The 24,912-nt window shown below is 73.3% G+C and carries 23 protein-coding genes and 2 pseudogenes; 6 read left to right on the top strand and 19 right to left on the bottom strand.

The window, feature by feature from the left end; genetic code table 11:
- Positions 1-154 precede the first annotated feature (154 nt).
- Positions 155-544, bottom strand: a complete 390-nt coding sequence (locus tag S1361_RS03965) for a hypothetical protein (protein WP_208030454.1) — start codon at positions 542-544, stop codon at positions 155-157.
- Positions 545-1,855: 1,311 nt separating this feature from the next.
- Positions 1,856-2,201 (bottom strand): annotated as a pseudogene (locus S1361_RS03970) (cytochrome P450); the annotation flags it as partial.
- 404 nt (positions 2,202-2,605) lie between these two features.
- Here S1361_RS03970 and rho point away from each other — a divergent pair.
- Together rho and S1361_RS03980 are read left to right on the top strand one after the other, a co-directional pair.
- Complete coding sequence (gene rho, locus S1361_RS03975; protein WP_208030455.1) at positions 2,606-3,754, top strand: transcription termination factor Rho; 1,149 nt, start codon at positions 2,606-2,608, stop codon at positions 3,752-3,754.
- Positions 3,755-3,855: 101 nt separating this feature from the next.
- Positions 3,856-4,689: pseudogene (locus tag S1361_RS03980) on the top strand (D-alanyl-D-alanine carboxypeptidase family protein); the annotation flags it as partial.
- 59 nt (positions 4,690-4,748) lie between these two features.
- Here S1361_RS03980 and S1361_RS40025 read toward each other — a convergent pair.
- The 15 genes from S1361_RS40025 to S1361_RS04055 form a co-directional block, all read right to left on the bottom strand.
- The gene (locus tag S1361_RS40025; RefSeq protein WP_208030456.1) at positions 4,749-6,137 is read right to left on the bottom strand and encodes a glycosyltransferase family 87 protein; all 1,389 of its coding nucleotides are present in this window, start codon (positions 6,135-6,137) and stop codon (positions 4,749-4,751) included.
- The gene (gene mptB / locus S1361_RS03990; protein WP_208030457.1) at positions 6,134-7,528 is read right to left on the bottom strand and encodes a polyprenol phosphomannose-dependent alpha 1,6 mannosyltransferase MptB; all 1,395 of its coding nucleotides are present in this window, start codon (positions 7,526-7,528) and stop codon (positions 6,134-6,136) included. Before mptB ends, S1361_RS40025 begins: the two co-directional genes overlap by 4 nt.
- Positions 7,529-7,646: 118 nt before the next feature.
- A complete protein-coding gene (locus S1361_RS03995; RefSeq protein WP_208036435.1) occupies positions 7,647-8,573 on the bottom strand; it encodes a glutaminase in 927 nt (308 codons plus the stop codon).
- A 128-nt stretch (positions 8,574-8,701) separates the two neighbouring features.
- On the bottom strand, positions 8,702-10,114 hold the full coding sequence (aspA, locus tag S1361_RS04000) for an aspartate ammonia-lyase (RefSeq protein WP_208030458.1): 1,413 nt from the start codon (positions 10,112-10,114) through the stop codon (positions 8,702-8,704).
- Between the two features lie 132 nt (positions 10,115-10,246).
- Entirely contained in the window at positions 10,247-11,263 is a 1,017-nt protein-coding gene (locus S1361_RS04005) for an asparaginase (RefSeq protein ID WP_208030459.1), read from the bottom strand.
- Positions 11,264-11,303: 40 nt separating this feature from the next.
- The gene (locus tag S1361_RS04010; protein WP_208030460.1) at positions 11,304-12,743 is read right to left on the bottom strand and encodes an amino acid permease; all 1,440 of its coding nucleotides are present in this window, start codon (positions 12,741-12,743) and stop codon (positions 11,304-11,306) included.
- Entirely contained in the window at positions 12,740-13,417 is a 678-nt protein-coding gene (locus tag S1361_RS04015; RefSeq protein ID WP_208036437.1) for a FadR/GntR family transcriptional regulator, read from the bottom strand. The genes S1361_RS04010 and S1361_RS04015 overlap by 4 nt, the downstream gene beginning before the upstream one ends.
- Positions 13,418-13,589: 172 nt before the next feature.
- On the bottom strand, positions 13,590-14,426 hold the full coding sequence (locus tag S1361_RS04020; RefSeq protein WP_208030461.1) for an undecaprenyl-diphosphate phosphatase: 837 nt from the start codon (positions 14,424-14,426) through the stop codon (positions 13,590-13,592).
- A gap of 75 nt (positions 14,427-14,501) precedes the next feature.
- A complete protein-coding gene (gene crcB / locus S1361_RS04025; protein WP_208030462.1) occupies positions 14,502-14,876 on the bottom strand; it encodes a fluoride efflux transporter CrcB in 375 nt (124 codons plus the stop codon).
- On the bottom strand, positions 14,873-15,253 hold the full coding sequence (locus S1361_RS04030; RefSeq protein WP_208030463.1) for a DUF190 domain-containing protein: 381 nt from the start codon (positions 15,251-15,253) through the stop codon (positions 14,873-14,875). Before S1361_RS04030 ends, crcB begins: the two co-directional genes overlap by 4 nt.
- Complete coding sequence (locus tag S1361_RS04035) at positions 15,250-15,711, bottom strand: fluoride efflux transporter FluC (RefSeq protein WP_208030464.1); 462 nt, start codon at positions 15,709-15,711, stop codon at positions 15,250-15,252. Before S1361_RS04035 ends, S1361_RS04030 begins: the two co-directional genes overlap by 4 nt.
- A gap of 68 nt (positions 15,712-15,779) precedes the next feature.
- A complete protein-coding gene (locus S1361_RS04040; RefSeq protein WP_208030465.1) occupies positions 15,780-16,739 on the bottom strand; it encodes an SMP-30/gluconolactonase/LRE family protein in 960 nt (319 codons plus the stop codon).
- Between the two features lie 67 nt (positions 16,740-16,806).
- A complete protein-coding gene (locus S1361_RS04045; RefSeq protein WP_208030466.1) occupies positions 16,807-17,094 on the bottom strand; it encodes a helix-turn-helix domain-containing protein in 288 nt (95 codons plus the stop codon).
- A 280-nt stretch (positions 17,095-17,374) separates the two neighbouring features.
- Positions 17,375-18,082, bottom strand: coding sequence for a response regulator (locus tag S1361_RS04050; RefSeq protein WP_208030467.1), 708 nt, complete (start codon positions 18,080-18,082; stop codon positions 17,375-17,377).
- Positions 18,079-18,936, bottom strand: coding sequence for a sensor histidine kinase (locus S1361_RS04055; RefSeq protein WP_243769065.1), 858 nt, complete (start codon positions 18,934-18,936; stop codon positions 18,079-18,081). The genes S1361_RS04050 and S1361_RS04055 overlap by 4 nt, the downstream gene beginning before the upstream one ends.
- Before the next feature lie 140 nt (positions 18,937-19,076).
- On the opposite strand from S1361_RS04055, the gene S1361_RS04060 reads away from it, so the two are divergent.
- The 4 genes from S1361_RS04060 (at position 19,077) to S1361_RS04075 (ending at position 23,028) form a co-directional block, all read left to right on the top strand.
- Positions 19,077-19,784: an ABC transporter ATP-binding protein gene (locus tag S1361_RS04060; RefSeq protein WP_208030469.1), complete on the top strand. Its 708-nt coding sequence runs from the start codon at positions 19,077-19,079 to the stop codon at positions 19,782-19,784.
- On the top strand, positions 19,781-22,090 hold the full coding sequence (locus S1361_RS04065) for an ABC transporter permease (protein WP_208030470.1): 2,310 nt from the start codon (positions 19,781-19,783) through the stop codon (positions 22,088-22,090). The genes S1361_RS04060 and S1361_RS04065 overlap by 4 nt, the downstream gene beginning before the upstream one ends.
- A 106-nt stretch (positions 22,091-22,196) precedes the next feature.
- Positions 22,197-22,547 (top strand): VOC family protein, encoded by a 351-nt coding sequence (locus S1361_RS04070; RefSeq protein WP_030339773.1) that lies wholly within the window; start codon positions 22,197-22,199, stop codon positions 22,545-22,547.
- A gap of 73 nt (positions 22,548-22,620) precedes the next feature.
- Entirely contained in the window at positions 22,621-23,028 is a 408-nt protein-coding gene (locus S1361_RS04075) for a MarR family winged helix-turn-helix transcriptional regulator (protein WP_208030471.1), read from the top strand.
- 15 nt (positions 23,029-23,043) lie between these two features.
- Here S1361_RS04075 and pqqB read toward each other — a convergent pair whose 3' ends face one another.
- Together pqqB and S1361_RS04085 are read right to left on the bottom strand one after the other, a co-directional pair.
- Complete coding sequence (gene pqqB, locus S1361_RS04080) at positions 23,044-23,877, bottom strand: pyrroloquinoline quinone biosynthesis protein PqqB (protein ID WP_208030472.1); 834 nt, start codon at positions 23,875-23,877, stop codon at positions 23,044-23,046.
- A gap of 170 nt (positions 23,878-24,047) precedes the next feature.
- The gene (locus tag S1361_RS04085) at positions 24,048-24,446 is read right to left on the bottom strand and encodes an SseB family protein (protein WP_208030473.1); all 399 of its coding nucleotides are present in this window, start codon (positions 24,444-24,446) and stop codon (positions 24,048-24,050) included.
- Between the last annotated feature and the right edge of the window lie 466 nt (positions 24,447-24,912).

Here is a 24,912-nt window from a genome sequence, read left to right on the forward strand (position 1 = left end):
CCGACCGCGCAGACCGGCAATGCCGCAGCTCCCACCTGCCGGTGGGCCGGGGCGCCCATCCGCAGGGTTCCACCACAGCACCCTGGAAGTCGGCGCGCCGGAGTTCCTGGCGCACGGTGCGCGCCCGCCTTCAAGGGGGCGCGCACCGTCCGGGTCACCTGGAGGGCTCGGCGGTCGGCTGGGCTGCTCGCGTGCCCGGTTGCGGCTGCGGGTGACCGGCGGCGTGCAGCATCGGCGCTGCGTGCCGCTCGGGGCGGTCGGAACCCTCGGCCGGGACACGGCTGCGCGGCGCCTCGTCGTCACCGGGCAGCGGCACGGGCCGGCGCGCCACCAGGCGTCCGACCCAGCGGCGGCCGCAGTGCTCGCAGGGCGGGGCGCCCTGCGGCGTGTACGGGGAGGGAACGGCGGTGTTGTCGCGGTAGAAGACCTCCCACTCGGCGTCGAGAGCGTCTCGGTAGCGCTGCACGTCGTAGTCGACGCTCCAGCGGTGCCAGCACGAGCCGCACGTGAACTCCACACGTTCGACAGCGAGTTCGGTGATCACTGCACTGCACCTCCCATCCGGTGTACGGGAACTGCCCGGGGTGCCGACAGGGCCACATCGAGGCAGGGGTACACGGGCAGGTCAGAACAGCGTCGCTGCTGTGCAGCAGCCGCTCCCTCCGCCCTCGTGGGCATATCAGGCACGGCTCCCCCTTACTGCTCCAGCAGCGTCCGTACGGACCTCACCCCGTCGAGAACGTCGACGTCGGCCGGGTCAGCTCGGACAGGTGCTTCTCGGTGTCCGCGCGAAGCGGACACCTCCCCTATACCCCGCCCAGACTTGACAAGGCAAGACTCAAATTTTATCTCAGAGTGGTAGGCAAGTAGGTTGGAAATCGCGGATCAGGACGGGCGAGGAGGCAGCCGGACGGGCGGGCGCGGGAGCAGGGATCGGACCTGTATGCGCCCCGACACCCGCGTGGACCCGGCCACGCCGCCCGGTTCGGCGAGGTGCGGGCGGCGTACGGGACGCCGCCCCGGTCCTGCGGGCGGGACTCGGTCCAAGGAGACCCTGGACGAGATCCCCGCCTCGGCGGTGGAACTCGTCGGGGGCTGCGACGCCGCGGGCATCCTGGCCGTGCGCAGGGGCCGTGCGGTGACGCTGGCAGGGTGCGCGGACATCGTGCAAGAGTGCGACCGCCTTCAGGGTGAGCTGGGTGAGGGCCCGTGCTTCGACCTCGCCCGCCAAGGCGGCGGCGAACGCCTGTATCGGATCGCGGACACGACCCGGCCCCAGCCGGCCTGGCCGCGTTTCACCGCGGCCGTCCGCGAGCTGGGAGTGGTCAGCATGACCGGAGTCCTGCTCTCCACCGACCGGGGAAAACTTCGGCGCGCTGAATCTCTACTCTCACCAACGGGATGCCCACGGCCTCGCCGATGGCGTGCCGGGACTCGATGGCGTGCTGAAGCTGGTCGATGGTGCGGGCGCCGGCCAGGGCCACGGCCGCGTGGGAGGCCAGCAGCCAGCCGGCGGATTCGAACTCCTTGGTGAAGATGCCAGGAACATGAAACTGCGCGACGTGGCCCAGCGCGTCCGCACCGAGCGACCGGACCGGCTCACGCTAGCCCGTGCGGGATTCGATGTCGCGTCCGCGGGTGCCGCGGAGCGGGCGGGCCTGAAGGTCCGCCAGGAGCAGGATGCAGGGGTCGTCGGCCGGCTGCCGTCACATGAGCTGGATCCGGTGGGGCGGCAGTCGCGGAGTATGAGGGGATCCGGGCCGCACTGCGCCAGGTGTTGCTGGAGATGTCGGCAGCAGGGTGCCGATCAGTTCCTGTCGGCTGAGCCGGTCGCCGTCCTCGTCCCGGGCGGCCAGGAGTCAGTCAACTCCTCTCCACACGGCCGGAGTTCCGCCACCCGGCGGGTGTGAACGCGCGGGCGGCCAGGGACCGCAGCCGCCGGTGGTCGGCTCCGTCGGCGGTGGTCATGCCGGGGAGGGCGAACGTGAGCAACGGCCCGCCCTCGGTGATCCGCCCCTCCCGCAGGGCGGTGAAGTGGCGTGCGCTCTTGGCGACTTCGGGATGCTGCAGGAACTCCTTCGGCCCCTCGTGCCCGAGTACGGCCACGCCCTCGACCCCGTCGGGCAGTTCCATCGGGGCCACGGCGCCCTGGCCCAGCAGCCGCGCGTTGTCGGCGCGCGGGAACCACCGGCAGGGTTCAGGCGGTGGGTGCGGGGTGCGGGCAGGTGGGGTGGCCACGGCTTCCTCCTGACGTTCGCCCGACACGACGCTCGATCCTCCCCCCGGGGAACAACCCGATCCGGGGATTCGTTGAGGCAATCGCGGACACGGCACGCCATCGAGTGGTACCGTGCCGTCAGCACTCGTGTACGCCCACCATGGGCGCCGGTGCCGGTTTCCCTTCTCCACGCCGATCCGTCCGCCGTTCTCCGGATGTCCGGCTCGCGGCGCATCGGCTTCCCAGCACCACCTCAGGACGAGCGTTCTCCGCCGTGACCGAGGTGCCGTTCCCGCCGCCCGGAGGCAGTCGCAGACGCCTCCCGTTCGCGGCCCCACCCCCTTCTCCGCTCCGCCCGCGACATCCGTCCGCGAAAGGACTCCCACCATGACCACCACACTCGAACACCCTTCCGGGGTCCGGCAGGTCCCGGTCGCCTCGCTCGTCACCGGTGTCCTCGACATCGACGCGCACGGGAAGGGACACCTGAGGGCCGCGAGCCTCCTCCCCTCCCCCGCCGATCCGCAGGTCGCGCCGGCGCTGATCCGCCGCCACGGACTGCGCACGGGCGACCTGGTCGAGGGCGTCCGGGGTGCGCAGCGAGCCCTGACCGAGGTCGCGCGCGTCAACGGGCGCGCCCCCGCAGAGGCACGCTCCCGACGGAAGTTCCGCGACCTCACTCCGCTCCACCCGCACCTGCGTCTGCGCCTGGAACACCCCGCGTCCGGCCTGGCCGGACGCCTCACCGACCTGCTCGCGCCGGTCGGCAAGGGCCAGCGCGGCCTCATCGTGGCCCCGCCCAAGAGCGGCAAGACGGTGCTCCTCCAGCAGTTCGCCGCCGCCGTGGCCGGCAACCACCCCGAGTGCCGGCTGATGGTCCTGCTGCTGGACGAGCGGCCCGAGGAGGTCACCGAGATGCGCCGCTCGGTCCGCGGCGAGGTGTACGCCTCCACCTTCGACCGGTCGCCCAAGGAGCACATCGCCCTCGCCGGCCTCGTCATGGAGCGGGCCAAGCGCCTGGTGGAGGCCGGCGAGGACGTCGTCGTCCTGCTGGACTCGCTGACCCGGCTGTGCCGGGCCCACAACAACGCCTCCGCCGCCGGCGGCCGTACCCTGAGCGGCGGTGTGGACGCCGGTGCGCTGCTCGGCCCCAAGCGGTTCTTCGGCGCCGCGCGCCAGGCAGAGGAGGGCGGTTCGCTAACCATCCTCGCCACGGTCCTGGTCGACACCGGCTCGCGCGCCGACGGCTACTTCTTCGAGGAGCTGAAGAGCACGGGCAACATGGAGCTGCGCCTGGACCGGGAGCTCGCCGGCCGCCGCGTCTTCCCCGCCGTGGACCTCGGCACGACCGGCACCCGGCGCGAGGAACTCCTCCTCACCCCGGCCGAGTTGACCGCCACGGCCGGTCTGCGCCGTGCCCTGCGCTCCCGGGAGGCCGGGCCGTCCGCCCTGGAGACCCTCCTGGAGCGGCTGCGCGCCACGCCGGACAACGCCTCGTTCCTGCGGCAGATCCGTCCCACCCTGCCGGCCGGCTGACACCCGGCCCGGGGACGGCCCGGTGCGGCATCCGGGTTGCCCGGCGACCCGAACGGCCCGGGCCGCGTGGTGCTCGCGGACCATCTTCGTACGTTGATCATATGGTCACCGGATTCTGTCATCGCGCGGCTGTGTCGGCCTGCTCCCTCTGTGTGGCGGGTCTGCTGGCACTCACGCCGGCCGCTGCCGCCGCCGGACACCGGGCCGGGGAGCCCGCTCCGCCGCGCCCCCGGGCCTCGACGCCCGGGCCGTCCCTGCTCTACCGCTCCGGCATCCAGGTCCGGCCGCACCCGGGCACGCCCGCACCGCCGGAGGTCTCGGCGCTCTCCTGGCTCGTCGCCGACGCGGGCAGCGGGGAGGTGCTGGCGGCGAGCGACGCGCACCGCGAGCTGCCGCCCGCGAGCACCCTGAAGACCCTCTTCGCGCTCACCGTGCTGCCGGGACTGCCCGGCGAGCAGCAGCACACCGTGCGCTACGAGGAGCTGGCGGACGTCGGCGAGGGCAGCAGCCTGGTCGGGGTCGAGGAGGGGCACACCTACCAGGTGGCGGACCTGTGGCGCGGGGTCTTCCTCAGCTCCGGCAACGACGCCGTGCACGTGCTCGCCGCGCTCAGCGGCGGCTGGGAGGCCACGGCCCGCCGGATGCAGGACAAGGCCCGTTCGCTCGGAGCCCTGGACACCCAGGTGGTCTCGCCGGACGGCTACGACACCCCGGGCCAGGTGTCCTCCGCCTACGACCTGGCGGTGTTCGGCCGGGCGGGCCTGCGCAACCCCGACTTCGCCCGGTACTGCGGCACCGCCGAGGCCCGCTTCCCCGGTGACGGGTCGTCGTACCCCATCGAGAACACCAACCGGCTGCTGACCGGCGAGGACGGCGTGGCGCCGTACCCCGGGCTCATCGGGATCAAGAACGGCTACACGAGCAACGCGGGCAACACCCTGGTCGCCGCGGCCCGGCGGGGCGGGCGCACCCTCGTCGTGACCGTGCTGAATCCTCAGGCCGGCGGCGGGTTCACCGTGTACGAGGAGGCCCGTGCCCTGCTCGACTGGGGCTTCGCGGCGGCCGGGCAGGTGGATCCGGTCGGCTCGCTGGACGGGCTGCGCCCGCCGTCCCGTACTCCGGCGTCGGCGAAGCCGGTGGCGGCGGCCGTGACACCGGACGACGACGGCTCGGACTGGTCCGGCACCGCCGTCGTCGCGGGCCTCAGCGGGCTCGGCGCGGGAGCCGTGGCCCTGGCGCTGCGGGCCAAGGGAGGCCGGTCGGCCCGTGACTGACCCGTCGGCAGGCCGAGCAGCAGGCCCAGCGAGATCCACGTGTAGGCGTTGCCGCCGAGGAAGCCGCCCGGGCCGGAGGCGTCGTCGGCCCACAGCCACACCACGCTGGTGCACAGCACCGCGTACAGGGCGCCCGCCGTCCGCGGGTGCCCGGCGCGCAGCAGCACCGCGAAGGACGGCAGCAGCCACACCAGGTGATGCACCCAGGTGATCGGGCTGACCAGGCAGGCCGCAGCGCCGGTGAGCGCGAACGCCGCCGTCCAGTCGCCGGCCGCGACCGCCCGGCGGCTCCGCCACACCCAGACGCCGAGCGTCAGCAGGACCACCGCCGCCCACAGGGGGCGGCCGGTCTCGCCGAGGCGGGCCAGCACCCCTTGCAGCGACTGGTTCGACACATAGTCGAGGCGGCCGACCCGGCCGGTGTCCCAGAGTGCCCCGGTCCAGTAGAAACGGGAGGCCGCCGGGTCGGCCCAGACCGCCAGCGCGGTCGCCGCGGCGGCGACGGCCGTGGCCGTAGCGGCCGCCCGTCGGCGTCCGGCGAGCAGCAGCAGTACGACGAAGAGGGCGGGCGTGAGCTTCACGGCGGCGGCCAGTCCGATCCCTACGCCCGCCCAGCGGCCCCGGCCGGTCGCCAGCAGCCGGCAGTCGGCCAGGACCAGGGCGAGCAGCACCGTGTTCACCTGGCCGAAGCTGACGGTGTCGCGCAGCGGCTCGAACAGGGCGAGCAGGCACAGACACAGCGCCCACCGGTACCAGCCGTGCCGCCGCCGGTCCGGTCCGGCCAGGATCAGCAGGACCACGGCGAGGGCGGCGAGGTTCACCAGGAGGGAGGCGGCGATCGCGGTGGTCCGGCCCAGCAGGGCCAGCGGCAGCATGGCGACCGCGGCGAACGGCGGATACGTGAAGCCGTACGAGGTGCCCGGCACCCGGTAGTCGTAGATACGGCCGCCGTGGTGCACCCAGGTGTGCACCGTGCCGTAGTACACGCGCAGGTCGAAGAAGTCCCGCAGCAGTGGCACGGTCGCCGTGAAGGCCGTCACCGCCACGGCGAGGACGAGCACGGCCAGCAGGCGGCCGCGCTCGGTGCGAGGCCTCGGCGGCGCGCTCACGCCGTGCGTCCCCGCGCCGGCGCCTGGGCCGTCTGGTGGGCCTGCCACAGGACGACCACGCCGAGCGTGCAGCCGGAGACCGCGAGCACCAGTTGCCCCGGGCCGGCCGGGCCTCCGCTGGGGAGCACGGCGAGGGCGAGCACCCCCGCGAGGGCGGCCACCCGGCGCCGTACCGAGGTGCTGGGCGCGGCGGCGGCGATGAGGAACAGGCCCCACAGCACGTACCAGGGCCGGATCGCCGGGCCGAGGACGGCGACCGTGAGCAGGCTCAGGCCCAGCGCGTACTCCGGCCGGGGGCGCAGCCGCAGCCAGATGAGCAGCACGGTCACGGCGGTGGCCGCGAGGCCGAGCAGCTGCCAGGCCGGGACGGCCAGCGGGGCCAGGCCGCTGCCGAGGTGGGCGAGCAGGGCGCCGGTGGCGCGGCCGAGCAGGCTGGTCAGCGCCCAGTTGTGCGGGGAGACCGGGGTGCCCAGGGCGCCGATCCAGCCGTAGCCGGTGCCGGCGAGGGCGGTGGCGGCGACCGTGGTCCCGGCGGAGACCGCGGCGGTGGTCAGGACGGCCGGCAGCGGGCGGCGGCCGGAACGGACCCCCAGGGCCACGACCGCCGGCAGAGCGAGCGCCGCGGGTACCTTGACCAGGGCGGCGAGGGTGACCAGGACCGCGCCGACGGCGGGTCTGCGGTCCCGCGCGGCCACCAGGCCGAGCCCCAGCAGGCCGAGCATGAGGGCGTCGTTGTGGGCGCCTGCGACCAGGTGCAGCAGCACGAGCGGGTTGAGGGCGCCGAGCCACAGCGCGGCGCCCGGGTCGGCGCCGCTGTGCCGGGCGAGGCGGGGCAGCGCCACCGCCATGAGGGCCACGCCGAGCAGGGCGACCAGGCGCATGCCGAGCAGGCCCGCGGGCACCTCGCCGCGGGTCAGCCCGGACAGCGCGGAGGCGACGGCCAGGAAGGCGGGGCCGTAAGGGGCTCCGGTGTGCCGCCACATCGGGGCGACCTCGTCGGCGAGCGGGCCGCCGAGCCGGTCCGGGCCGTGGGCGTACACGTCGATGTGGGCGTCGACCATGGCGCCCTGCGCGAGGTAGCTGTAGACGTCCCGGCTGAACAGCGGCGGGGCGAGCAGCAGCGGGGCCGTCCACACGGCCAGCACGAGCAGCAGGGCGCGCGGGGCGGGCGGTTCGGGGCCGCGGACCAGGCGGCCGAGCAGCACCCAGGCCGAGATCAGCAGGACGACCCCGAAGTACACCCCCACCAGGCCCAGCGCCGCCTGCGCCGAGGCCGGCGCCAGGAGGTTGCGGACGGGCAGGGCACCGGCCGTCTCACCGCCGAGCGCGAGGATGGCGGTACCGGCCAGGCCCGTCACCTGGCAGCGGCGGAGATCGACGGGAAATGCCATGGCCAACACCGGGTCAGCCTGTCGATGCCGGGTGGCCGGAAGACGACGACAGTCCTGCCGGGCGGGGGCCGGGGTGTGACCGGAGCGTAGTGCGTCCCGGCCGGACGCGGTGCCGCCCTCAGAACACCGACAGCCCGGTCAGGGTCGTGAAACGGTCCAGGGCCGCCACGCCCGCCACCGAGTTCCCGCGCTCGTCCAGGCCCGGGCTCCACACGCACAGCGTGCACCGGCCCGGTACGACCGCGATGATCCCGCCGCCGACCCCGCTCTTGCCCGGCAGGCCGACGCGGTAGGCGAACTCGCCGGCCGCGTCGTACGTGCCGCAGGTCAGCATGACCGCGTTGACCTGCTTGGCCTGGCTGCGGCTGAGCAGCCGGCTGCCGTCGGCGCGGATGCCGTGCCGGGCGAGGAAGCCGGTGGCGAGGGCCAGGTCGGCGCAGGAGGCGGCGATGGAGCACTGCCGGAAGTACTGGTCGAGCAGGACCGGCACGTCGTTGTCGATGTTGCCGTAGGACTTCATGAAGTGGGCGAGGGCGGCGTTGCGGTCGCCGTGCGCGGTCTCGGAGGCGGCGACCTCCTGGTCGAAGTCCAGCGCGAGGTTGCCGCTCTCGGCGCGCAGGAAGGACAGCAGCTCGCCGGCCGCGTCTCCGGAACGGGTCTGCAGACGGTCGGTGACGACGAGGGCACCCGCGTTGATGAAAGGATTCCGCGGGATGCCGTCCTCGTACTCCAGCTGGACCAGCGAGTTGAACGGGTTGCCGGAGGGCTCGCGGCCCACGTGCTCCCAGAGTTCGTCGCCCTCGCGGGCCAGGTCCAGGGCGAGCGTGAAGACCTTGGTGATGGACTGCGCGGAGAACGGCTGCTGCCAGTCCCCCACCCCGTACACGGTGCCGTCCAGCTCGGCGACGGCCATGCCGAACCGGCGGGGGTCGAAGGCGGCGAGTGCCGGGATGTAGTCGGCGGACCGGCCACGCCCGGGCGTGCGTTCGATCTCGGCCAGGATGCTGTCGAGGACCGGCTGGAACTGCGAGGACATGATCGTCATCATGCCGCACTGCTGACGCCGGGGCGCCACGGGGGCGGCGGGGAGGTGCTCCGTCCCTGGGTGCGACGGCACCCGCGGGCCGGCCCCGCCCCGCGTACCGGGGCAGGCGGCACGCGGGTGCCGGGGCGTCAGATCACCTGCGGGGCCCCGTTGCCGGCGAGCACCTCCGGGCGGAGCAGCGCCGTCAGCCGTTCGGCGGGCAGCAGGCCCTTCTCCAACACCAGTTCGGCCACGCCGCGGCCGGTGCGCAGGGCCTCCTTGGCGATGTCGGTCGCGGCCGTGTAGCCGATGTGCGGGTTGAGCGCGGTGACCAGGCCGATGGAGTCCTCCACGGTGGCGCGCAGCCGCTCGGTGTTGGCGGTGATGCCGGACACGCAGCGCTCGGCGAGCGTGACGCAGGCACTCTGCAGGTGCGTGATCGACTCGGACAGGGAGTGCAGGATGATCGGCTCAAAGGCGTTGAGCTGGAGCTGTCCTGCCTCGGCGGCCATGGTGATGGCGACGTCGTTGCCGATCACCTCGAAAGCGACCTGGTTGACCACCTCGGGGATGACCGGGTTGACCTTGCCCGGCATGATCGACGAACCGGCCTGCACCGGCGGCAGGTTGATCTCGCCGAGACCCGCGCGCGGGCCGGAGGACAGCAGCCGCAGGTCGTTGCAGCTCTTGGAGAGCTTGACCGCGATCCGCTTGAGGACGCCGGACATCTGGACGAAGGCGCCGCAGTCCTGGGTGGCCTCGACCAGGTTGGCGGCCGTGACCAGGGGCAGGCCGGTGATGGCGGACAGGTGCCGGCGAGCCGCCTCGGCGTAGCCGGCGGGCGCGTTGAGGCCGGTGCCGATGGCCGTGGCGCCGAGGTTGATCTCGTGGATCAGCTCGACGGCCTCGGCGAGACGGCTGCGGTCCTCCTCGATCATGACGGCGAATGCGGAGAACTCCTGGCCGAGCGTCATCGGCACGGCGTCCTGCAACTGTGTACGGCCCATCTTGAGCACGTCACGGAACTCGACGGCTTTGCGGGCGAACGCGTCCTGCAGTACAGACATCGCCTTGAGCAGTCCACGTACCGCGAAGACCGTCGCTATCTTGACGGCGGTCGGGTAGACGTCATTGGTCGACTGGCCGAGGTTGACGTCCTCGTTGGGGTGCAGGTACGTGTACTCGCCCTTGGCGCGGCCGAGCAGTTCCAGCGCGCGGTTGGCGACGACCTCGTTGGCGTTCATGTTGGTGGAGGTGCCGGCACCGCCCTGGATGACGTCCACCACGAACTGGTCGTGCAGTTTGCCGGCGCGGATCTCCCGGCAGGCCGCGACGATCGCCGCGGCCTTCTCGGGCGCCAGCAGCCCGAGTTCCTCGTTGGCGAGCGCGGCGGCCTCCTTGACGGCGGCCAGGGCGTCGATCAGATGGGGGTACGCCGAGATCGGGGTGCCGGTGATGGGGAAGTTCTCCGTCGCGCGCAGGGTGTGGACACCCCAGTACGCGTCGGCGGGGACGTCGCGGTCGCCGAGCAGGTCGTGCTCGCTGCGGGTGGCGGCGGTCATGAGAGCAGGGGTCCTCTTTCTGAGGTACGGAGGGGAGAGCGCCCCGGAACGGGCGCGGGGAAATGCGCGATCACCCACGGACGGCCCGCGGACCGACGACGGCCCGCAGCCCCCGTCGGGACGCGGCGAAAGCTACGCGCAGGCGGTGAGCGGAACCGGATCCAGCGCAGGCACGGGCCGCACACGGCCCACCGGCTGCCCACCACCCAGCAGCGGCTCCCCCGCGAACTCGGTGAGGAGCCCGGGATCCACGCCCGCGCGGGCGAGCGCGGCCGCAGCGACCGGTATCCGCGCCCGGTTCGCCCCGTCGGCGATCTTCACGGCGACAGCCGTGCCGTCCGGCAGCGCAGCGACCTGTACGCCCTCGAAGCCGTCCTTGGCGAGCAGCCCCGGCACGGCCCGCATGAGCGCGGCCACGTCCCGGCCGGAGCCGGAGGCCATCTCGGCGTGCTCGCGCATCGCGTCGGCGACCCGGGCCTCGGGGGTGCCGGGCTCGGCCGAGGTGATCCGGGCCAGGGCGCGGGCCAGGCCGTGCAGGGAGATGGAGAACAGCGGGGCGCCGCAGCCGTCCACGGTGACCCGGGCGACACGCTGGCCGGTCAGTTCCTCCAGGGTCTCGGCGACGGCCTGCTGGAGCGGGTGCGCCGGGTCCAGGTAGTCCTCCAGGGACCAGCCGTTGATCCTGGCCGTCCACAGCATGGCGGCGTGCTTGCCGGAGCAGTTCTGGGCGAGGCGGGAGGGCAGCCGGCCCTCGCGGACCCAGGCGTCCCGGACGACCGGGTCGAACGGCATGTCGGGCACGTTGCGCAGGTCGTCCTCGGTGAGCCCGGCGAGTTCGAGGATGCGCCGGGTGCCGGCGAGGTGGCGCTCCTCGCCGGAGTGGCTCGCGGCGGCCAGCGACAGCAGTTCGCCGTCGAGCGGCAGCCCGGCCCGCAACATGGCCACGGCCTGGACGGGCTTGAGGGCCGAGCGCGGGTAGAAGGCCGCCTCGATGTCGCCGAGCTGGAACCGTACCTGCCCGTCGGCGCCGAGGACGACGACGGAGCCGTAGTGGATGCCCTCGACGACCCCGCCGCGGATGAGGTGGGCGACGGGGGCGTGGAGGGGTTCGCGCACGACGGGTGCGTCGGCGGGGGAACTGCTGTACATCACTGCCTGATCAGGAGGTCGGGGTCGGCCGGTACGCGGGTCACGCGTCGGCGCCGGTGGACGTGCGGGACATGCGGGCGCGGATGGCGTACCAGCCCGCGACCAGTGCTGCGACGATCAGCGGCAGGCACAGCACGGTGGTGCGTCCTGCGCCGCCGTCGGCGTACATGAGGACCAGGACGGAGGCGAGGAACGCCAGCGTCACGAGTTCGGTCCAGGGAGAGCCCGGCAGCCGGTACGACGGCCGGGTCAGCTCGCCGTTCCGGGTCTTCTGCCAGAAGAGCAGGTGACAGAGCATGATCATGCCCCAGGTCGCGAGGATGCCGATCGCCGCGAAGTTGAGGACGATCTCGAACGCGTCGGCGGGGACGACGTAGTTCAGGCCCACGCCGAGCACACACATACCGCTGGTGAGCAGGATCCCGCCGTACGGGACCTGGCTGCGGCTCATCCGGCCGGTGAACTTCGGGGCGGATCCGCTCATCGCCATGGAGCGCAGGATGCGGCCGGTGGAGTACAGGCCGGAGTTCAGTGAGGACATGGCGGCGGTCAGGACGACCAGGTTCATCACGCCGCCGGCGGCCGGGACTCCGATGTTGGACAGGACCGTGACGAAGGGGCTCTGGCCGGCGGAGTACGCGTTCCACGGGAGCAGCATCGACAGCAGGACGACCGAGCCGACGTAGAACAGGCCCACGCGCCACATGATCGAGTTGATCGCCTTCGGCATGATCTTCTCGGGGTTCTCGGTCTCGCCCGCGGCGACACCGACCAGCTCGACCGAGGCGTACGCGAAGACGACGCCCTGGATGATCAGCAGCATGGGCAGCAGACCGTTGGGGAAGATGCCGCCGTTGTCGGTGATCAGGGACGGGCCGGGGTGGTGGCCGTCGACCGGGTGCTGCGTGACCAGCAGGAAGATGCCGATGCACATGAACACCACGAGGGCGCCGACCTTGACGATCGCGAACCAGAACTCCAGCTCACCGAATATCTTGACCGATATCAGGTTGACGGTCAGGACGACCGCGAGGGCGATCAATGCGATCAACCATTGCGGGATGTCCGAGAACATGCCCCAGTAGTGCGTGTAGGTGGCGACGGCCGTGATGTCGGCGATGCCGGTCGTCGCCCAGTTCAGGAAGTACATCCAGCCCGCGGTGTAGGCGCCCTTCTCGCCCAGGAACTCCCGGGCGTACGACACGAAGGCGCCGGAGGACGGGCGGTACAGGACGAGTTCACCCAGGGCGCGCACGACCAGGAAGGCGAAGACGCCGCAGACGGCGTAGGCGATGAACAGGGAGGGGCCGGCGTCGGCGAGCCGGCCGCCCGCGCCGAGGAAGAGGCCGGTGCCGATGGCGCCGCCGATGGCGATCATGTTGACGTGCCGGTGCTTCAGGCCTTTGCTGTAGCCGGCGTCTCCGGCGTCGACATGGCCGGACGAGGGGCGCGTCTCGTCTTTGAGGTGCTGCTCGCTCACGCCTCGGGTCCGCCTTCCATAGGGGGGTCCGTCCGCTGGGGACGCACGATGTCGGTGAGGGTCGTCTCGACGCGGTCCAGGTGGTGGCTCATGGCCTCCACCGCGTCGTGTTCGGAACCGTCGGCCAGCGCCTCGACGATCGCCCGGTGCTCGCGGTTGGACTGTTCGCGGCGTCCGCCCAGCTCGTTGAGGAAGGCCGACTGACGCGCCAGTGCGTCGCGGATCTCCTCGATGACCCGGCGGAAGACCGGGTTCTGGGCGGCCTCGGCCACGGCGAGGTGGAAGAGGGTGTCCATCGCGACCCAGGCGGTGGTGTCCGTCTCCCGCTCCATGCGGTCGAGCAGGTGGGCCAGGTGGTCCAGGTTCTCCGGGGTGCGGCGCAGGGCCGCGTATCCGGCGACCGGGATCTCGATGTGCCGGCGCACCTCCAGCAGGTCGCTGGCCGCGTAGTCGCCGAAGGTGGGGTCCTCGACGGTGTTCGCGACGACGAAGGTGCCCTTGCCGGTCCGGGAGACCGTCAGGCCCATCGTCTGCAGCGCGCGCAGCGCCTCGCGCAGCACGGGCCGGGACACCTCGAGGGTGCGGCACAGCTCGGCCTCGGAGGGGAGCTTGTCGCCGATGGCGTAACGGCCGCGCTCGATGGCGCCGCGGAGGTGGTCGAGCACCGCTTCCATGGCGCTGACGCGCCGCGGGACGGGACCACCTGTCTGGCTGTCTGACAGGTTCACGGGAGCGATCCTGCGTGTTGCGGGCGGGGAGTGTCAAGACATCGAGTAAGCAAACATTCACGGGGTGCGGCGCCTGAATGCAGGCATCCGCACCCCGTGGGTGATCAGCGGCGTTCGCTCAGCTGTTGAGCGTGCCGGTGGCGAGCAGGCCGAGCAGGCCGGCGCCGATGATGATCCGGTAGATCACGAAGGCGTTGAAGGAGTGCTTGGCGACGAACTTGAGCAGCCAGGCGATGGAGGCGTAGGCGACCACGAACGACACGATCGTGCCGACGGCCAGGGGGGCGGCGCCGACGCCCGCGCCGAGGGCGTCCTTCAGCTCGTACAGGCCCGCGCCGGTCAGGGCCGGGATGCCCAGGAAGAACGAGAGCCGGGTGGCGGCGACGCGGTCCAGGTCCAGGATGAGCGCGGTGGACATGGTCGCGCCGGAGCGGGAGAAGCCGGGGAAGAGCAGGGCGAGGATCTGGGAGCAGCCGACCCACATCGCGTCCTTGAAGGACGTGTCGTCCTCGCCGCGCTTGTGCCGGCCCATCTGGTCGGCGGCCCACATCACACCCGAGCCGACGATCAGGGAGCCGGCGACCACCCACAGCGAGGCGAGCGGGCCGTCGATCAGCGGCTTCGCGGCCAGGCCCACCACGACGATCGGAATGGTGGCGGCGATGACCCACCAGGCGAACTTGTAGTCGTGGTGGTAGCGCTCCTCGCGGTTGGTCAGACCGCGGAACCATGCGGAGACGATCCGCCTGATGTCCTTGAAGAAGTACACGAGCACGGCGGCGATGGCGCCGACCTGGATGACGGCGGAGAAGCCGACGACGGACTTGTCGTCGACGGGGATGTCCATGAGCCCCTCGGCGATCTTGAGGTGGCCGGTGGAGGACACGGGGAGGAACTCGGTCACCCCCTCGACTACTCCGAGGACGACGGCCTGACCGACGGAGATGGCGCTCATGGGATCCAGTTCTGAGGAGGGTTGGTCGACATTGCTGTAGACAGTACTGACTGTGCCCGGCCGGATGGCAAGCGCTCAGGCCCACAGGGCGCCGGCGAGTGAGACCCCGGTAAAGGCCGCCGCGAGCCCCGCCGCCACGCTTGCCGCGACGTTCAGTGCAGCGTAGAGGCCGGAGCCGGCCTCGGTCAGCCGCAGGGTCTCGTAGGAGAAGGTCGAGTAGGTCGTCAGCGCGCCGCACAGCCCGGTGCCCAGCAGGAGCTGCGCATGGGGCCCGGCGGCCCCGGCGGACACGGCACCGGTGAGCAGCCCCAGGACCAGGCAGCCCGCCACGTTCACGGCGAACGTGCCCCACGGGAAGAGCGAGTCGTGACGGGCCTGTACGGCACGGTCGGTGAGATAGCGCACGGGTGCGCCGACGACGGCTCCCGCGATGACCAGCAGCCAGTTCACAACGACTTCTTACCCTTCGGGTCCGTTCTCCCCGGACCGGGGGTGGGCTCCGCGTACCGGACGACCTCGCACGCCTCCAGGGTGACGAGGCCCTCGACGGCCAGCTCCTCCAGCCGCGGCAGGAACGCCCGGATCCGTTCCTCCGCGTCCACCACGACCACCGCGACCGGCAGGTCCTCGCTCAGGGACAGCAGGCGGGAGGTGTGGATGCGGGAGGAGGCGCCGAAGCCCTCGACGCCCCGGAAGACGCTGGCCCCGGTGAGTCCGGCGGCGTGCGCCCGGTGCACGATCTCGGAGTAGAGGGGCCGGTGGTGCCAGGTGTCGTCCTCGCCGAGGTACACGGTGAGCCGGAGGGCGCGGTCGGTGCGGAACGTCATCGCGGCCTCCCGAGCAGCAGGCGGCGGGCGGCGGCCGAGGCGAGCCACACCGCCGCGAGGGCCGCGCACAGGGTCGCGGCGAGATAGGCGATCGCCAGGCCGGGGCGGCCGGCGTCCACCAGTCCGCGGCTGTCGACCGCGTAGGTGGAGAAGGTGGTGAAGCCACCGAGGACGCCGGTGCCGAGGAACGGGCGCAGCAGACGGTGTGCGGCCCACACCTCGGTGACGAGCACCATGAGCACGCCCATGGCGGCGCAGCCGGAGACGTTGGTCCAGAAGGTCGCCCAGGGGAAGCCGCCGGAGGGTGTGGGCCAGGCGAGCGTGAGGGCGTAGCGGCCCGTCGCGCCGAGCGCGCCGCCGGCCGCCACGGCCGCGACGACGGGCGCCTGGGCACGCCACTCGGCCCGCCGCGCCGGCGCGGGGCGGACACCGCGGGTCTCGGTTCGCGGGGCTGTCATCCTGGTACGTCTCCTGTTCGGCCCCTGCCCCGGCGGGCGATCAAGGCCGGAACCAGGGTACCGCCGCCTCAGCGCGCGGCAGGGCGGGCGCAGACCGCCACACCGGGCTCCCAGAGGCTGCCCAGCACCAGGTGGTCACCGGTCACGCACACGCTGGTGACCATGCGGAAGGCGGAGCGCCGGCGGGTGAGGTGGTGGACGGTGCGGCCCCGGTCGTCGACGGCGACCACGCCGACGGTGCCGCTCGGCCGGTACGGCGCGCGCACGGCGGCCCGGGCGGCGCCGCGGCGGACGGCCCGCGGGGCGCGGTGCAGCAGGTCCAGCGGGGGGACACGGGGACTGGCAAGGGCAGCCCAGACCGGACCGCCGGGGCCCTCGCGCCAGAGGTTGTCCGGCATGCCGGGCAGGTCGGCGAAGGGCTCGGCATGACCCGCGCGGGGGCCGGTGAGCGGGATGCGGGTGAGGCGGCAGGAGCCGGTCTCGGCGATCACCAGGAAGGAACCGTCGGCACTCGGGGCGAGTCCGTTGGCGAACTGCAGGCCGTCCAGCAGGACCTCGGGTTCCCCGCCCTCGGGAGCGAGCCGCAGCAGGCGCCCGGTGCCGCTGTGTTCGACGATGTCGCCGATCCACCGGTGCAGCGGGTAGCGGCGGCTGGAGACGGTGAAGTACACGCTGCCGTCGGACAGGGCGACGGCGTTGCTGCAGAAGCGCAGCCGCTCCCCCGCCACCGAGTCCGCGAGGACGCGGACGGTGCCGTCGCCGGTGTCCACGCGCAGCAGGCCGCGCTCCGCGTCGCACACCAGCAGGTCGCCGTCCGGCAGGAGTTCGAGCCCGAGGGGCCGGCCGCCCGTCTCGGCCAGCACCTCCGTGCGGGCCGTGAGCGGGTCGCCGAGGCGGTGGACGCGCAGGATGCGTCCGTCCGCCACTCCGGTCAGCACGCGCCCGTGCGGATCGGCGACGACGTCCTCGGGGCCGCGGGCGCCCAGGGCGACGTGGTGGAGCGGTACGAGTGGCGTCGGTCGGTCCATGTGCGTCCCTTCTCCGTCGGGGCGCCCCCGCCCCCTTGCCCCGGCAGTCCCCCGTGGCCGTGCTCCGTCACCAGCCTTTTTCGAACATCCGGGCCACCTCGGCGATCCGGATCTCGTCGCGCACGTAGTAGGTGCGGCAGCGGATCCGGCGGGTGCGCAGGAGGCCCAGGCGGGTGAGGAGGTCCAGGTGGGCGAGCGCGGTCCGGCGGGGTACGCCCAGTTTGACTGCGACGGCCCGTGCGGTGACGCCGGTCGCGGCGAGGTCGCCGCGGCTCGCGGCCGGGAAGTGGGCCGGCGGGTCCTTGAGCCACTCCAGGATGGTCTGCCGCATCCGGCCCGAGGGAGATCCCGTCATCCGTCCGCCTCCCGTCCCCGGCCCCTCGTACGCAGTGTTCCCACTGTCGCGCGGGCGACGCCGTCACGTCCGGTACTCGACGGCCGTTGTCCGGTACCGGACGGCCGTGCGCCCCAGGGAGCGTCCCGCGGCCCCGGGGGCACGGCGCGGGGGCGGCCGCCTGGTGCGACCGGGCACCCGGGCGAGCCGAACCGCCCGGCCGGCAGAGGAAGTTCCGCTGAAGAGTGGCTTCATGGGTGCACTCCGGGCGCGTGCGGCGGCCGGGCATGAATACGGCTACTCAGTTCCCGTCCGCGCGCCGGCGCGGCTGGTCGCCGGGTCTCACCAGTCCCGTCTCGTAGGCGAGGACCACCGCCTGGGCACGGTCGCGCAGACCGAGCTTGGCGAAGATGCGGGCCACGTGGGACTTGACCGTGGCCTCGCTCAGGACCAGTTCGGCGGCCAGTTCGCCGTTGGACAGACCGCGGCCCATCAGCGTCAGCACCTCCCGCTCGCGGGGGGTGAGGGCGGTCAGGCCGTCGGGTACGGGCGCGTGGGTCCGCTCGGCCTCGGCCGCGTACCGCTCCACCAGGCGCCGGGTGATCTGCGGGGCCAGCAGGGCGTCACCGGTTCCGACCAGCCGTACGGCCGCCGCCAGGTGCTCCGGGGTGACGTCCTTGAGCAGGAAGCCGCTGGCACCGAGCGACAGGGCCGTGTACACGTACCGGTCCAGGTCGAAGGTGGTCAGCATGAGCACCCGGCAGTCGGGGGCCGCGGCCAGGATGTGCCGGGTGGCCTCCAGGCCGTCCATGACCGGCATGCGGATGTCCATGAGGACGACGTCCGGTCGCAGGTCGCGGACCGCCGCGACCGCCTCGGCGCCGTCGGCGGCCTCGCCGGCCACCTCGATGCCCCGGGCGGTGAGGATCAGCCGGAAGCCGGTCCGGATCAGCATCTGGTCGTCGGCGATCAGGACGCGGGGCGCCCGCTCGGGCGCGTCCGCGGTCACGGCCGGTCCAGGGGGATGCGGGCGCGGACGCGGAAGCCGCCGCCGAGTCTGCGCCGGGCGTCGAGGTCACCGCCGTAGACGGCGACCCGCTCGCGCAGGCCGAGCAGGCCGCGGCCGGTGCCCCGGCCGTGCGGTCCCGGGCCGGCCGGTGCGGTTCCGGTGAGCACGCTGGGGCCGGTGTTGAGGACCTCGACGCGCAGGGCGTGGTCCGCGTAACGCACGGTCACCTCCGCCCTGCCGCCGTCGCCGTGCCGGAGCGCATTGGTCAGGGCCTCCTGGATGATGCGGTAGGCGGTCACGTCGATGCCCTGCGGCAGCGTCCGCGGCTCGCCGGAGACGCGGACCTCGACGGGCAGCCCGGCGAACGATATCCGGTCCACCAGCGAGCTGAGGCGGTCGAGGCCGGGCTGCGGGGCGAGCGGCGTACGTGCCGCTTCCGCGCTCGGCTCCGTGCCCGGTCCCGGGTCGGTGTCCGTGCCGTCCTGCGCGGGGGCGAGCAGGCCCAGCAGATGTCTGAGGTCGGTCATCGCGCCCCGGCCCGCGTCCTCGACGGCCCGTAGGGCGGTCGCCGCCTCGTCCGGCATCGTGCCGAGCACCTCGCGGGCGGCGCTGGCCTGGACGACCATGATGCTGACGTTGTGGCTGACGATGTCGTGCAACTCGCGGGCGATCCGGTCGCGTTCGGCCGCGATCGCGGCCTCGGCCGCGCTCTCCCGCTCCCGCTCCAGCAGCCAGCCCCGCTCCCCCACCGCCGCCTGCCAGCGGCGCCGGGTGCGCACCAGCGCCACGGTCAGTGCCACGACGGCCGTGCACGCCACCGCGAGGGCCGCCGTCAGCATGTCGTACTCCCCCATGGCCCCCACTCTCGCAGACGGCACCGACATCCGCGTCGACCTGGGGATTCAGTGCGCTGCATCCCCAGGATGAGTCCTGCGGCCGAGTACCGTCCGGGGATGGATGCCCGGGGCGCCGGCCCCCGTCTAGCGTCCTGCCCATGGTCACTGAGGTGGGAACGGAAGACGCCGTCGTACGGCTCGACGGGGTGCGCAAGGAGTACGGCGAGACGGTGGCGCTCGACGGCGTGTCGCTGGACATCCGGGCCGGGGAGGCGGTCGCCGTGATGGGCCCCTCCGGGTGCGGCAAGTCCACGCTGCTCAACATGATCGCGGGGCTCGACCGGCCGTCGGCCGGCCGCGTCGTCGTACACGGGGAGGACGTCGGGGAGTTGAGCGAGAAGGGCCTGGCGCTGTACCGGCGGCGGCGGATCGGCATGATCTTCCAGTTCTTCAACCTCATCGACGACCTGTCGGCCCTGGACAACGTGGCGCTGGCGGCCCAGTTGACGGGCACGCCGGCCCGGCAGGCCCGGCGGCGGGCGCTGGAGCTGTTCGAGGAACTGGGCATCGCCGGCCGGCGCAACGCGTATCCGGCGGTGCTGAGCGGCGGTGAGCGGCAACGCGTGGCGGTGGCGCGGGCGTTGATGAACCGGCCCGCGCTGCTCCTGGCCGACGAGCCGACCGGCGCGCTGGACAGCCGGGCCGGGGAGCAGGTGATGGACCTGCTGATCGATCTGAACCAGATCGGCCAGACCCTGATCATCGTGACGCACGACGAGCATCTCGCGCAGCGCTGCGCGAGCCGCCTGGTGCTGCTGGCCGACGGCCGGGTGACCGGCGAGCACACCCTGGAGGCGTCGGTATGAGGGCGGTGTGGCTGGCCGCGCGCGCGGCCGTACGCAGGCGGCGGCTCCAGACGCTGGTGATCTGGCTGGTCACGCTGGTGTCGACGGGGTCGCTGGTGGTGGCGCTGGGGCTGGTGGACGCCGCCTCGGCGCCGTTCGACCGCGCCTTCGAGAGGCTGCACGGGCCGCATGTCGTGGCCGCGTTCGACAGCGGCAAGGTGTCGGACGCCCGACTGGCGCGTGCGGCACGGCGGCCCGGGGTGGAGGCGGTGGCGGGGCCGTTCCCGCAGGCGACGGTCGGGATTCCGCGCGGTGCGGCGGACTTCGGTCTCGGCGGCCAGATCACGGTGGTGGGACGTTCCGGTCCCGGCGGCCCGGTGGACCGGGTGGACCTGTGGGCGGGCCGGTGGCCCACCCGGCCGGGCGAGATGGTCCTGAACCGGCAGCGGGACTGGACCGCCGACGACCTCGGCAGGACGTTCCGGGTGCCGTCGGGCCCGAAGCTGACCATCGTCGGGTTCGCGTTCGACCTGAGCCACACGGCGGACGTGTGGGTCGTCCCGGCCCAGATGCGGGCGCTGCATCCGACCGGCCGGCAGATGCTGTTCCGGTTCCGGGACGCGTCGACGGAGAGGGACCTGCGCACGGAGCTGTCCGGGGTGACCGGGCAGTTGCCGCCGGGGGCGCTCGCCGGGTCCCAGACGTACCTGGCGCTCAAGCACCGGATCGGCAGCAACGCGCGCGCGTACGCGCCGTATCTGATGGCGTTCGGCATCCTCGGCATCCTGGTGGCGGTGCTCATCGTCGCCAACGTGGTCGGCGGGGCCGTGGTGTCCGGGTTCCGGCACATCGGCATCCTGAAGGCGGTGGGTTTCACCCCGGGGCAGGTACTGGGCGTCTACCTGGTGATGATCTCCGTGCCGGCCGTCCTGGGCTGTGCGCTCGGCACCTGGGCCGGCAACCTGCTGGCGGAGCCGTTCCTGCGGTTCGTGTTCAGCGGGCCGGCCTCGGGGGTGTTCCACGGCGACCTGGGGATCGCGCCCTGGGTGAACCTGCTCGCCCTGCTCGGGATGCCCCTGGTGTGCGTGCTGGCCGCGCTCGGCCCCTCGGTGCGGGCGCGGGGGCTGTCGGCGGCGCGGGCCATCAGCGCGGGCAGTGCCCCGCGTGCCGGACGGGCGCTCGGCATGCAGCGGCGCCTGGCGGGTGTCCGGCTGCCGCGGTCGGTGAGCCTCGGCATGGGGCTGCCGTTCGCGCGGCCCGCGCGCAGCGCGCTCACGCTGGCCTCGGTGGTCCTGGGCGTGACGACGGTGACGTTCGCGACCGGCCTGGCGGCGACGCTCAACAGCTACGGCTCCGGCGCCGGGTCCACCTACGACGTCACCGTCTACGTGGGGGCGTTCCGGCACGGCAAGGAGGTGCGCCCGGTGCACGGCGACCGTGAACTCCAGGCGCTGCTGGGCTCGTTGCCGGGAGCGAGTCATGTCACCGCGCGGTCGGACGACGAGGCGGCCCTGGTGGGCAGCACGCAGGTGGTCATGTTCGAGGGCCGGCGCGGCGGCCGGTCCCTGGACAGCATGCTCGTGAAGGGCCGCTGGATGCACCGGTCGGGAGAGGTCGTGGCCGGATCGCCGTTCCTGCGCCGCAACGGAGTGCGTCTCGGGGACCGTCTGCGGCTGCGGAAGGACGGCCGCGAGGAGCAGGTGACCGTCGTCGGCGAGACGATGGACACCGACGACCGGCTGCTCGTCGGCGACTGGTCGACGGTCACCGCGCTGATGCCGCGCGTGAAGCCCATCGCCTACCACGTCAAGCTGCGCGCGGGCACGGACCAGAAGACCTACGCCCGCGCGGTGGAGGCCGCCGATCCGGGGCTGTCCGTCCAGCTGAGCGGTTCCAACAGCGTCACGAGCACCATCGTGGGCTCCGCGACGGCCCTCACCCTGATGCTCGCACTGGTCGCCTCGCTGGGTGTCTTCAACACGGCCGTCCTCACCACCCACGACCGGCGTCGCGACCTCGGCATGCTGAAGTCGATCGGGATGACCCCGCGCCAGGTCACCGTGATGACGGTGACGTCGATGGCGGTGCTCGGCGCGCTGGGCTCGCTGCTGGGCGTCCCGCTGGGCATCGCCGCCCACCGGGTGGTGGTGCCGCGCATGGCGGCCGGGGTCGACATCACGCTGCCCCGCTCCATGACGGACGTCTGGCACGCGCCCGTCCTGGCGGTGGCGGCGCTCGCGGGCGTGGTGATCGCCGTCATGGGCGCGCTGGTCCCCGCCCGCCGGGCGGCCCGCCTCACCGTCGCCCAGGTGCTGCACAACGAGTGACGGCGCCAGGCGGTCAGGATCGGAGAAGCCGCCGAGGGGGTCCCGGCCCTAGCGTGGGAACACCGACGGGGACCCGTCGGGTTCGCATCGTGAAGGAGTGAGGACCATGACCGCCGGCCTGCAGACGATCATCTACCCGGTGAAGGACCTGGCGCGCGCCAAGGCCCTGTTCGGCGCGCTGCTGGGCGTCGAGCCGTACGCGGACGAGCCGTACTACGTCGGTTTCAAGGCCGCCGGCCAGGACGTGGGCCTCGACCCGAACGGGCACGCCAAGGGCATGACGGGGCCCGTGCCGTACTGGCACGTGACGGATCTGCGCGAGCGGCTCGCGGCGCTGCTCGCGGCGGGGGCCGAGCTGCTCCAGGACGCGCAGGACGTCGGCGGCGGCCGGCTGATCGCCTTCGTGAAGGACCCCGACGGCAACCTCGTGGGGCTGCTGCAGGACCCGTCGGCCTGAGGCCCGTACGACCGCCCGCCGAGCCACTAGTTGCACACTCAATGATTGGCCGGATCGGTGCTACGGTGCGGTTATGGCAGTCACGACGGCCGACACCCGGCTCGAAGAGCGCTGGCGGGACATCCTCACGGTGCACGCGCACACGATGTGCGAGATCGACCGCGCCCTGCATCCGCACGGGCTCGGCGCCAGCGACTTCGAGGTGCTGGACATCCTCGCGGCGGAGTCGTCCGAGCAGGGCGACCAGTGCCGGGTGCAGAACCTGGTCGGCCGGGTCCATCTGAGTCAGAGCGCGCTGTCCCGGCTGATCGGCCGGCTGGAGAAGGACGGTCTGGTGGAGCGCTCGGTGTGCGTGGAGGACCGGCGCGGGGTGTGGGTCGCGCTCACCCCCAAGGGCCGCGCACTGCACGCCGAGGTGCTGCCGGTCCAGCGCGCGGTCCTGCGGCGCATGCTGTCCGGGCGGGAGGGCCGGCCAGACTAGCCGTGGTCCAGCCCCCTAGAGCACCAGCTCGGTCCCGTCCGGCAGGATCTCGGCGCCGTGCTCGGTCACGCGGGCGCGTGCGGGCGAGACCGGGTCGAGGAGCGGGTTGCCGTCGCCGAGGTGGGTGTAGATCCGGCGCGGGCCGGGGTGCCGGGCCAGTGCGGCGAGGGAGCCGTCCGGACCGCCGACCGGAAGATGGCCCGGGGCGGCCCGCCCGGCACCGGAGCGCACTCCCGTGCCCGTCTCGTCGGCGGTGAAGCACGTGCCGTCCAGCAGCACGCAGTCGGCGCCGGCGCACAGCTCGTCCAGGACGGGGCTCCACGCGCCCACGCAGGGCGCGTACACCAGCACTCCGCCGCTGGCCAGATCCTCGATGCGGTACGCCGTCCAGCTCGGCCCGGTGCGGATGGCCGTGCCCACCGGGTGGGCGGTCACGACGAGGCCGCCGGCCAGCACGAAGCCGCCCTCGGCCGCGCTGTCGGCCCACTCCCCGTGGGCATGGCGGTCGAGGACGGCGCGCACCGGCGGCGCGGCGTAGATCTTCAGGCCCGCCGCACCACGCAGCTCGGTCAGGCCGGTCACATGGTCGGACTCGGCGTCGGTGAGCAGCACGCCGCGCAGCGGAGTGTGCCGGGGGCCGGGCCACAGGGCCGGGGTGGCGGCGAGCTGCGTCCGCAGGTCGGGCGAGGCGTTCAGCAGCCACCAGTCCCGGCCGTTGCCGGTGACGGCGGCGCACTCCCGGGTCCGGGCGGGCAGTGTGCCGTCGCGGGCGGCGGTGCAGAACGCGCAGGCGCAGTTCCACCGTGGCAGGCCGCCCCCGGCGGCGGTGCCCAGCAGGACGACCCTCACGACCATCGGCTCCTTCGCGCTCGCCCGGACCTGTCTCCGCTGTGATCTGCCCGCCGCGGCGGCCGGTGACTACCGGCGGCGGGGGGCAGATCCGGCCGACCTTCCGGCGGGAGGGTCCGGACGCCGTACGCGGGCGCGGGCGGTGCGTTGCCGCTCGCGCGGGCGCCGGGTCAGCGCGCCAGCAGGGTGCGCACCCCCTGTGAGGTGAGGGTCAGCCCGTGGGCGGAGCTGCCGTCGATGGCGAGGGAGATGTCCTGCTCGGGCCACTGCGCGGCGAGTGCGCCGAGCGGGATCAGGCGGTAGCGCGAGACGAACGGCAGCAGCTCGGCCATCTCGCCCTCCGAGGTGAACACCGGGACGACCGGGTCGCCTCCGGGCTGTTCCAGGACGGGCAGGGCCACCGTGGTGGCGTCGGCGCCGTCGCCGTCCACCGCGTCGTCCGGTACCGGGACGAGTACGTCGCTGTGCGCGAGGGTGTCCAGGGCGGCCTGGTCCTCGGCGTTCTCGGCCAGCGCGTCCAGTGCCTGCTGGGCGGGCGTCGGCTGGGCCTCGTGTGCGGGTGTCTCCATGGCTGATCCCCAGGTTGCGGTGGTCTGACGGGCCGCCCGGGCGGACTGGTGCCCGGGCGGGCTCCCGCCTCGCGTACCCGGTGGGGTGCCGGGCATGCGTGACGATCGACGGGAGGTCCGGTGGGGAGACGGTGCCGACGCAGGCCGGGAGGATCGACGGCTGCGCCCCTGGTGAGAGGCGGTGCCGACGGAGGCCGGGAAACGGCAGGCACGGGTGATCGACCGCCGCGCACCCGGTGGGATGGCGGCGCCCGCGGGGACCGGTGGAACGGCAGGCACCAGTGACCGACCGCCGCGCACCCGGTGGGGAAGCGGCGCCCGCGGGGGGCCGATGGAACGGCAGGCCTCGGCGACCGGCCGCCGCGGCGGTGGGGTGGCAGCACCCGCGGGGACCGGAAAACAGCAGGCACCAGTGACCGGCCACCACGCACCCGGTGGAGAAGCGCCGCCCGCGGGGGGCCGATGG

The organism is Streptomyces cyanogenus (assembly GCF_017526105.1).
Classification (GTDB): domain Bacteria; phylum Actinomycetota; class Actinomycetes; order Streptomycetales; family Streptomycetaceae; genus Streptomyces; species Streptomyces cyanogenus.

Excerpts from the sequence above, each read along its gene's own strand:
- rho (WP_208030455.1), top strand. The coding sequence starts at position 2,606 with ATGACCACCACACTCGAACACCCTTCCGGGGTCCGGCAGGTCCCGGTC.
- mptB (WP_208030457.1), bottom strand. The coding sequence starts at position 7,528 with ATGGCATTTCCCGTCGATCTCCGCCGCTGCCAGGTGACGGGCCTGGCC.
- S1361_RS03995 (WP_208036435.1), bottom strand. The coding sequence starts at position 8,573 with ATGACGATCATGTCCTCGCAGTTCCAGCCGGTCCTCGACAGCATCCTG.
- aspA (WP_208030458.1), bottom strand. The coding sequence starts at position 10,114 with ATGACCGCCGCCACCCGCAGCGAGCACGACCTGCTCGGCGACCGCGAC.
- S1361_RS04005 (WP_208030459.1), bottom strand. The coding sequence starts at position 11,263 with ATGTACAGCAGTTCCCCCGCCGACGCACCCGTCGTGCGCGAACCCCTC.
- S1361_RS04015 (WP_208036437.1), bottom strand. The coding sequence starts at position 13,417 with ATGGAAGCGGTGCTCGACCACCTCCGCGGCGCCATCGAGCGCGGCCGT.
- S1361_RS04020 (WP_208030461.1), bottom strand. The coding sequence starts at position 14,426 with ATGAGCGCCATCTCCGTCGGTCAGGCCGTCGTCCTCGGAGTAGTCGAG.
- S1361_RS04030 (WP_208030463.1), bottom strand. The coding sequence starts at position 15,253 with ATGACGTTCCGCACCGACCGCGCCCTCCGGCTCACCGTGTACCTCGGC.
- S1361_RS04035 (WP_208030464.1), bottom strand. The coding sequence starts at position 15,711 with ATGACAGCCCCGCGAACCGAGACCCGCGGTGTCCGCCCCGCGCCGGCG.
- S1361_RS04040 (WP_208030465.1), bottom strand. The coding sequence starts at position 16,739 with ATGGACCGACCGACGCCACTCGTACCGCTCCACCACGTCGCCCTGGGC.
- S1361_RS04045 (WP_208030466.1), bottom strand. The coding sequence starts at position 17,094 with ATGACGGGATCTCCCTCGGGCCGGATGCGGCAGACCATCCTGGAGTGG.
- S1361_RS04055 (WP_243769065.1), bottom strand. The coding sequence starts at position 18,936 with ATGGGGGAGTACGACATGCTGACGGCGGCCCTCGCGGTGGCGTGCACG.
- S1361_RS04060 (WP_208030469.1), top strand. The coding sequence starts at position 19,077 with ATGGTCACTGAGGTGGGAACGGAAGACGCCGTCGTACGGCTCGACGGG.
- S1361_RS04065 (WP_208030470.1), top strand. The coding sequence starts at position 19,781 with ATGAGGGCGGTGTGGCTGGCCGCGCGCGCGGCCGTACGCAGGCGGCGG.
- S1361_RS04070 (WP_030339773.1), top strand. The coding sequence starts at position 22,197 with ATGACCGCCGGCCTGCAGACGATCATCTACCCGGTGAAGGACCTGGCG.
- S1361_RS04075 (WP_208030471.1), top strand. The coding sequence starts at position 22,621 with ATGGCAGTCACGACGGCCGACACCCGGCTCGAAGAGCGCTGGCGGGAC.
- S1361_RS04085 (WP_208030473.1), bottom strand. The coding sequence starts at position 24,446 with ATGGAGACACCCGCACACGAGGCCCAGCCGACGCCCGCCCAGCAGGCA.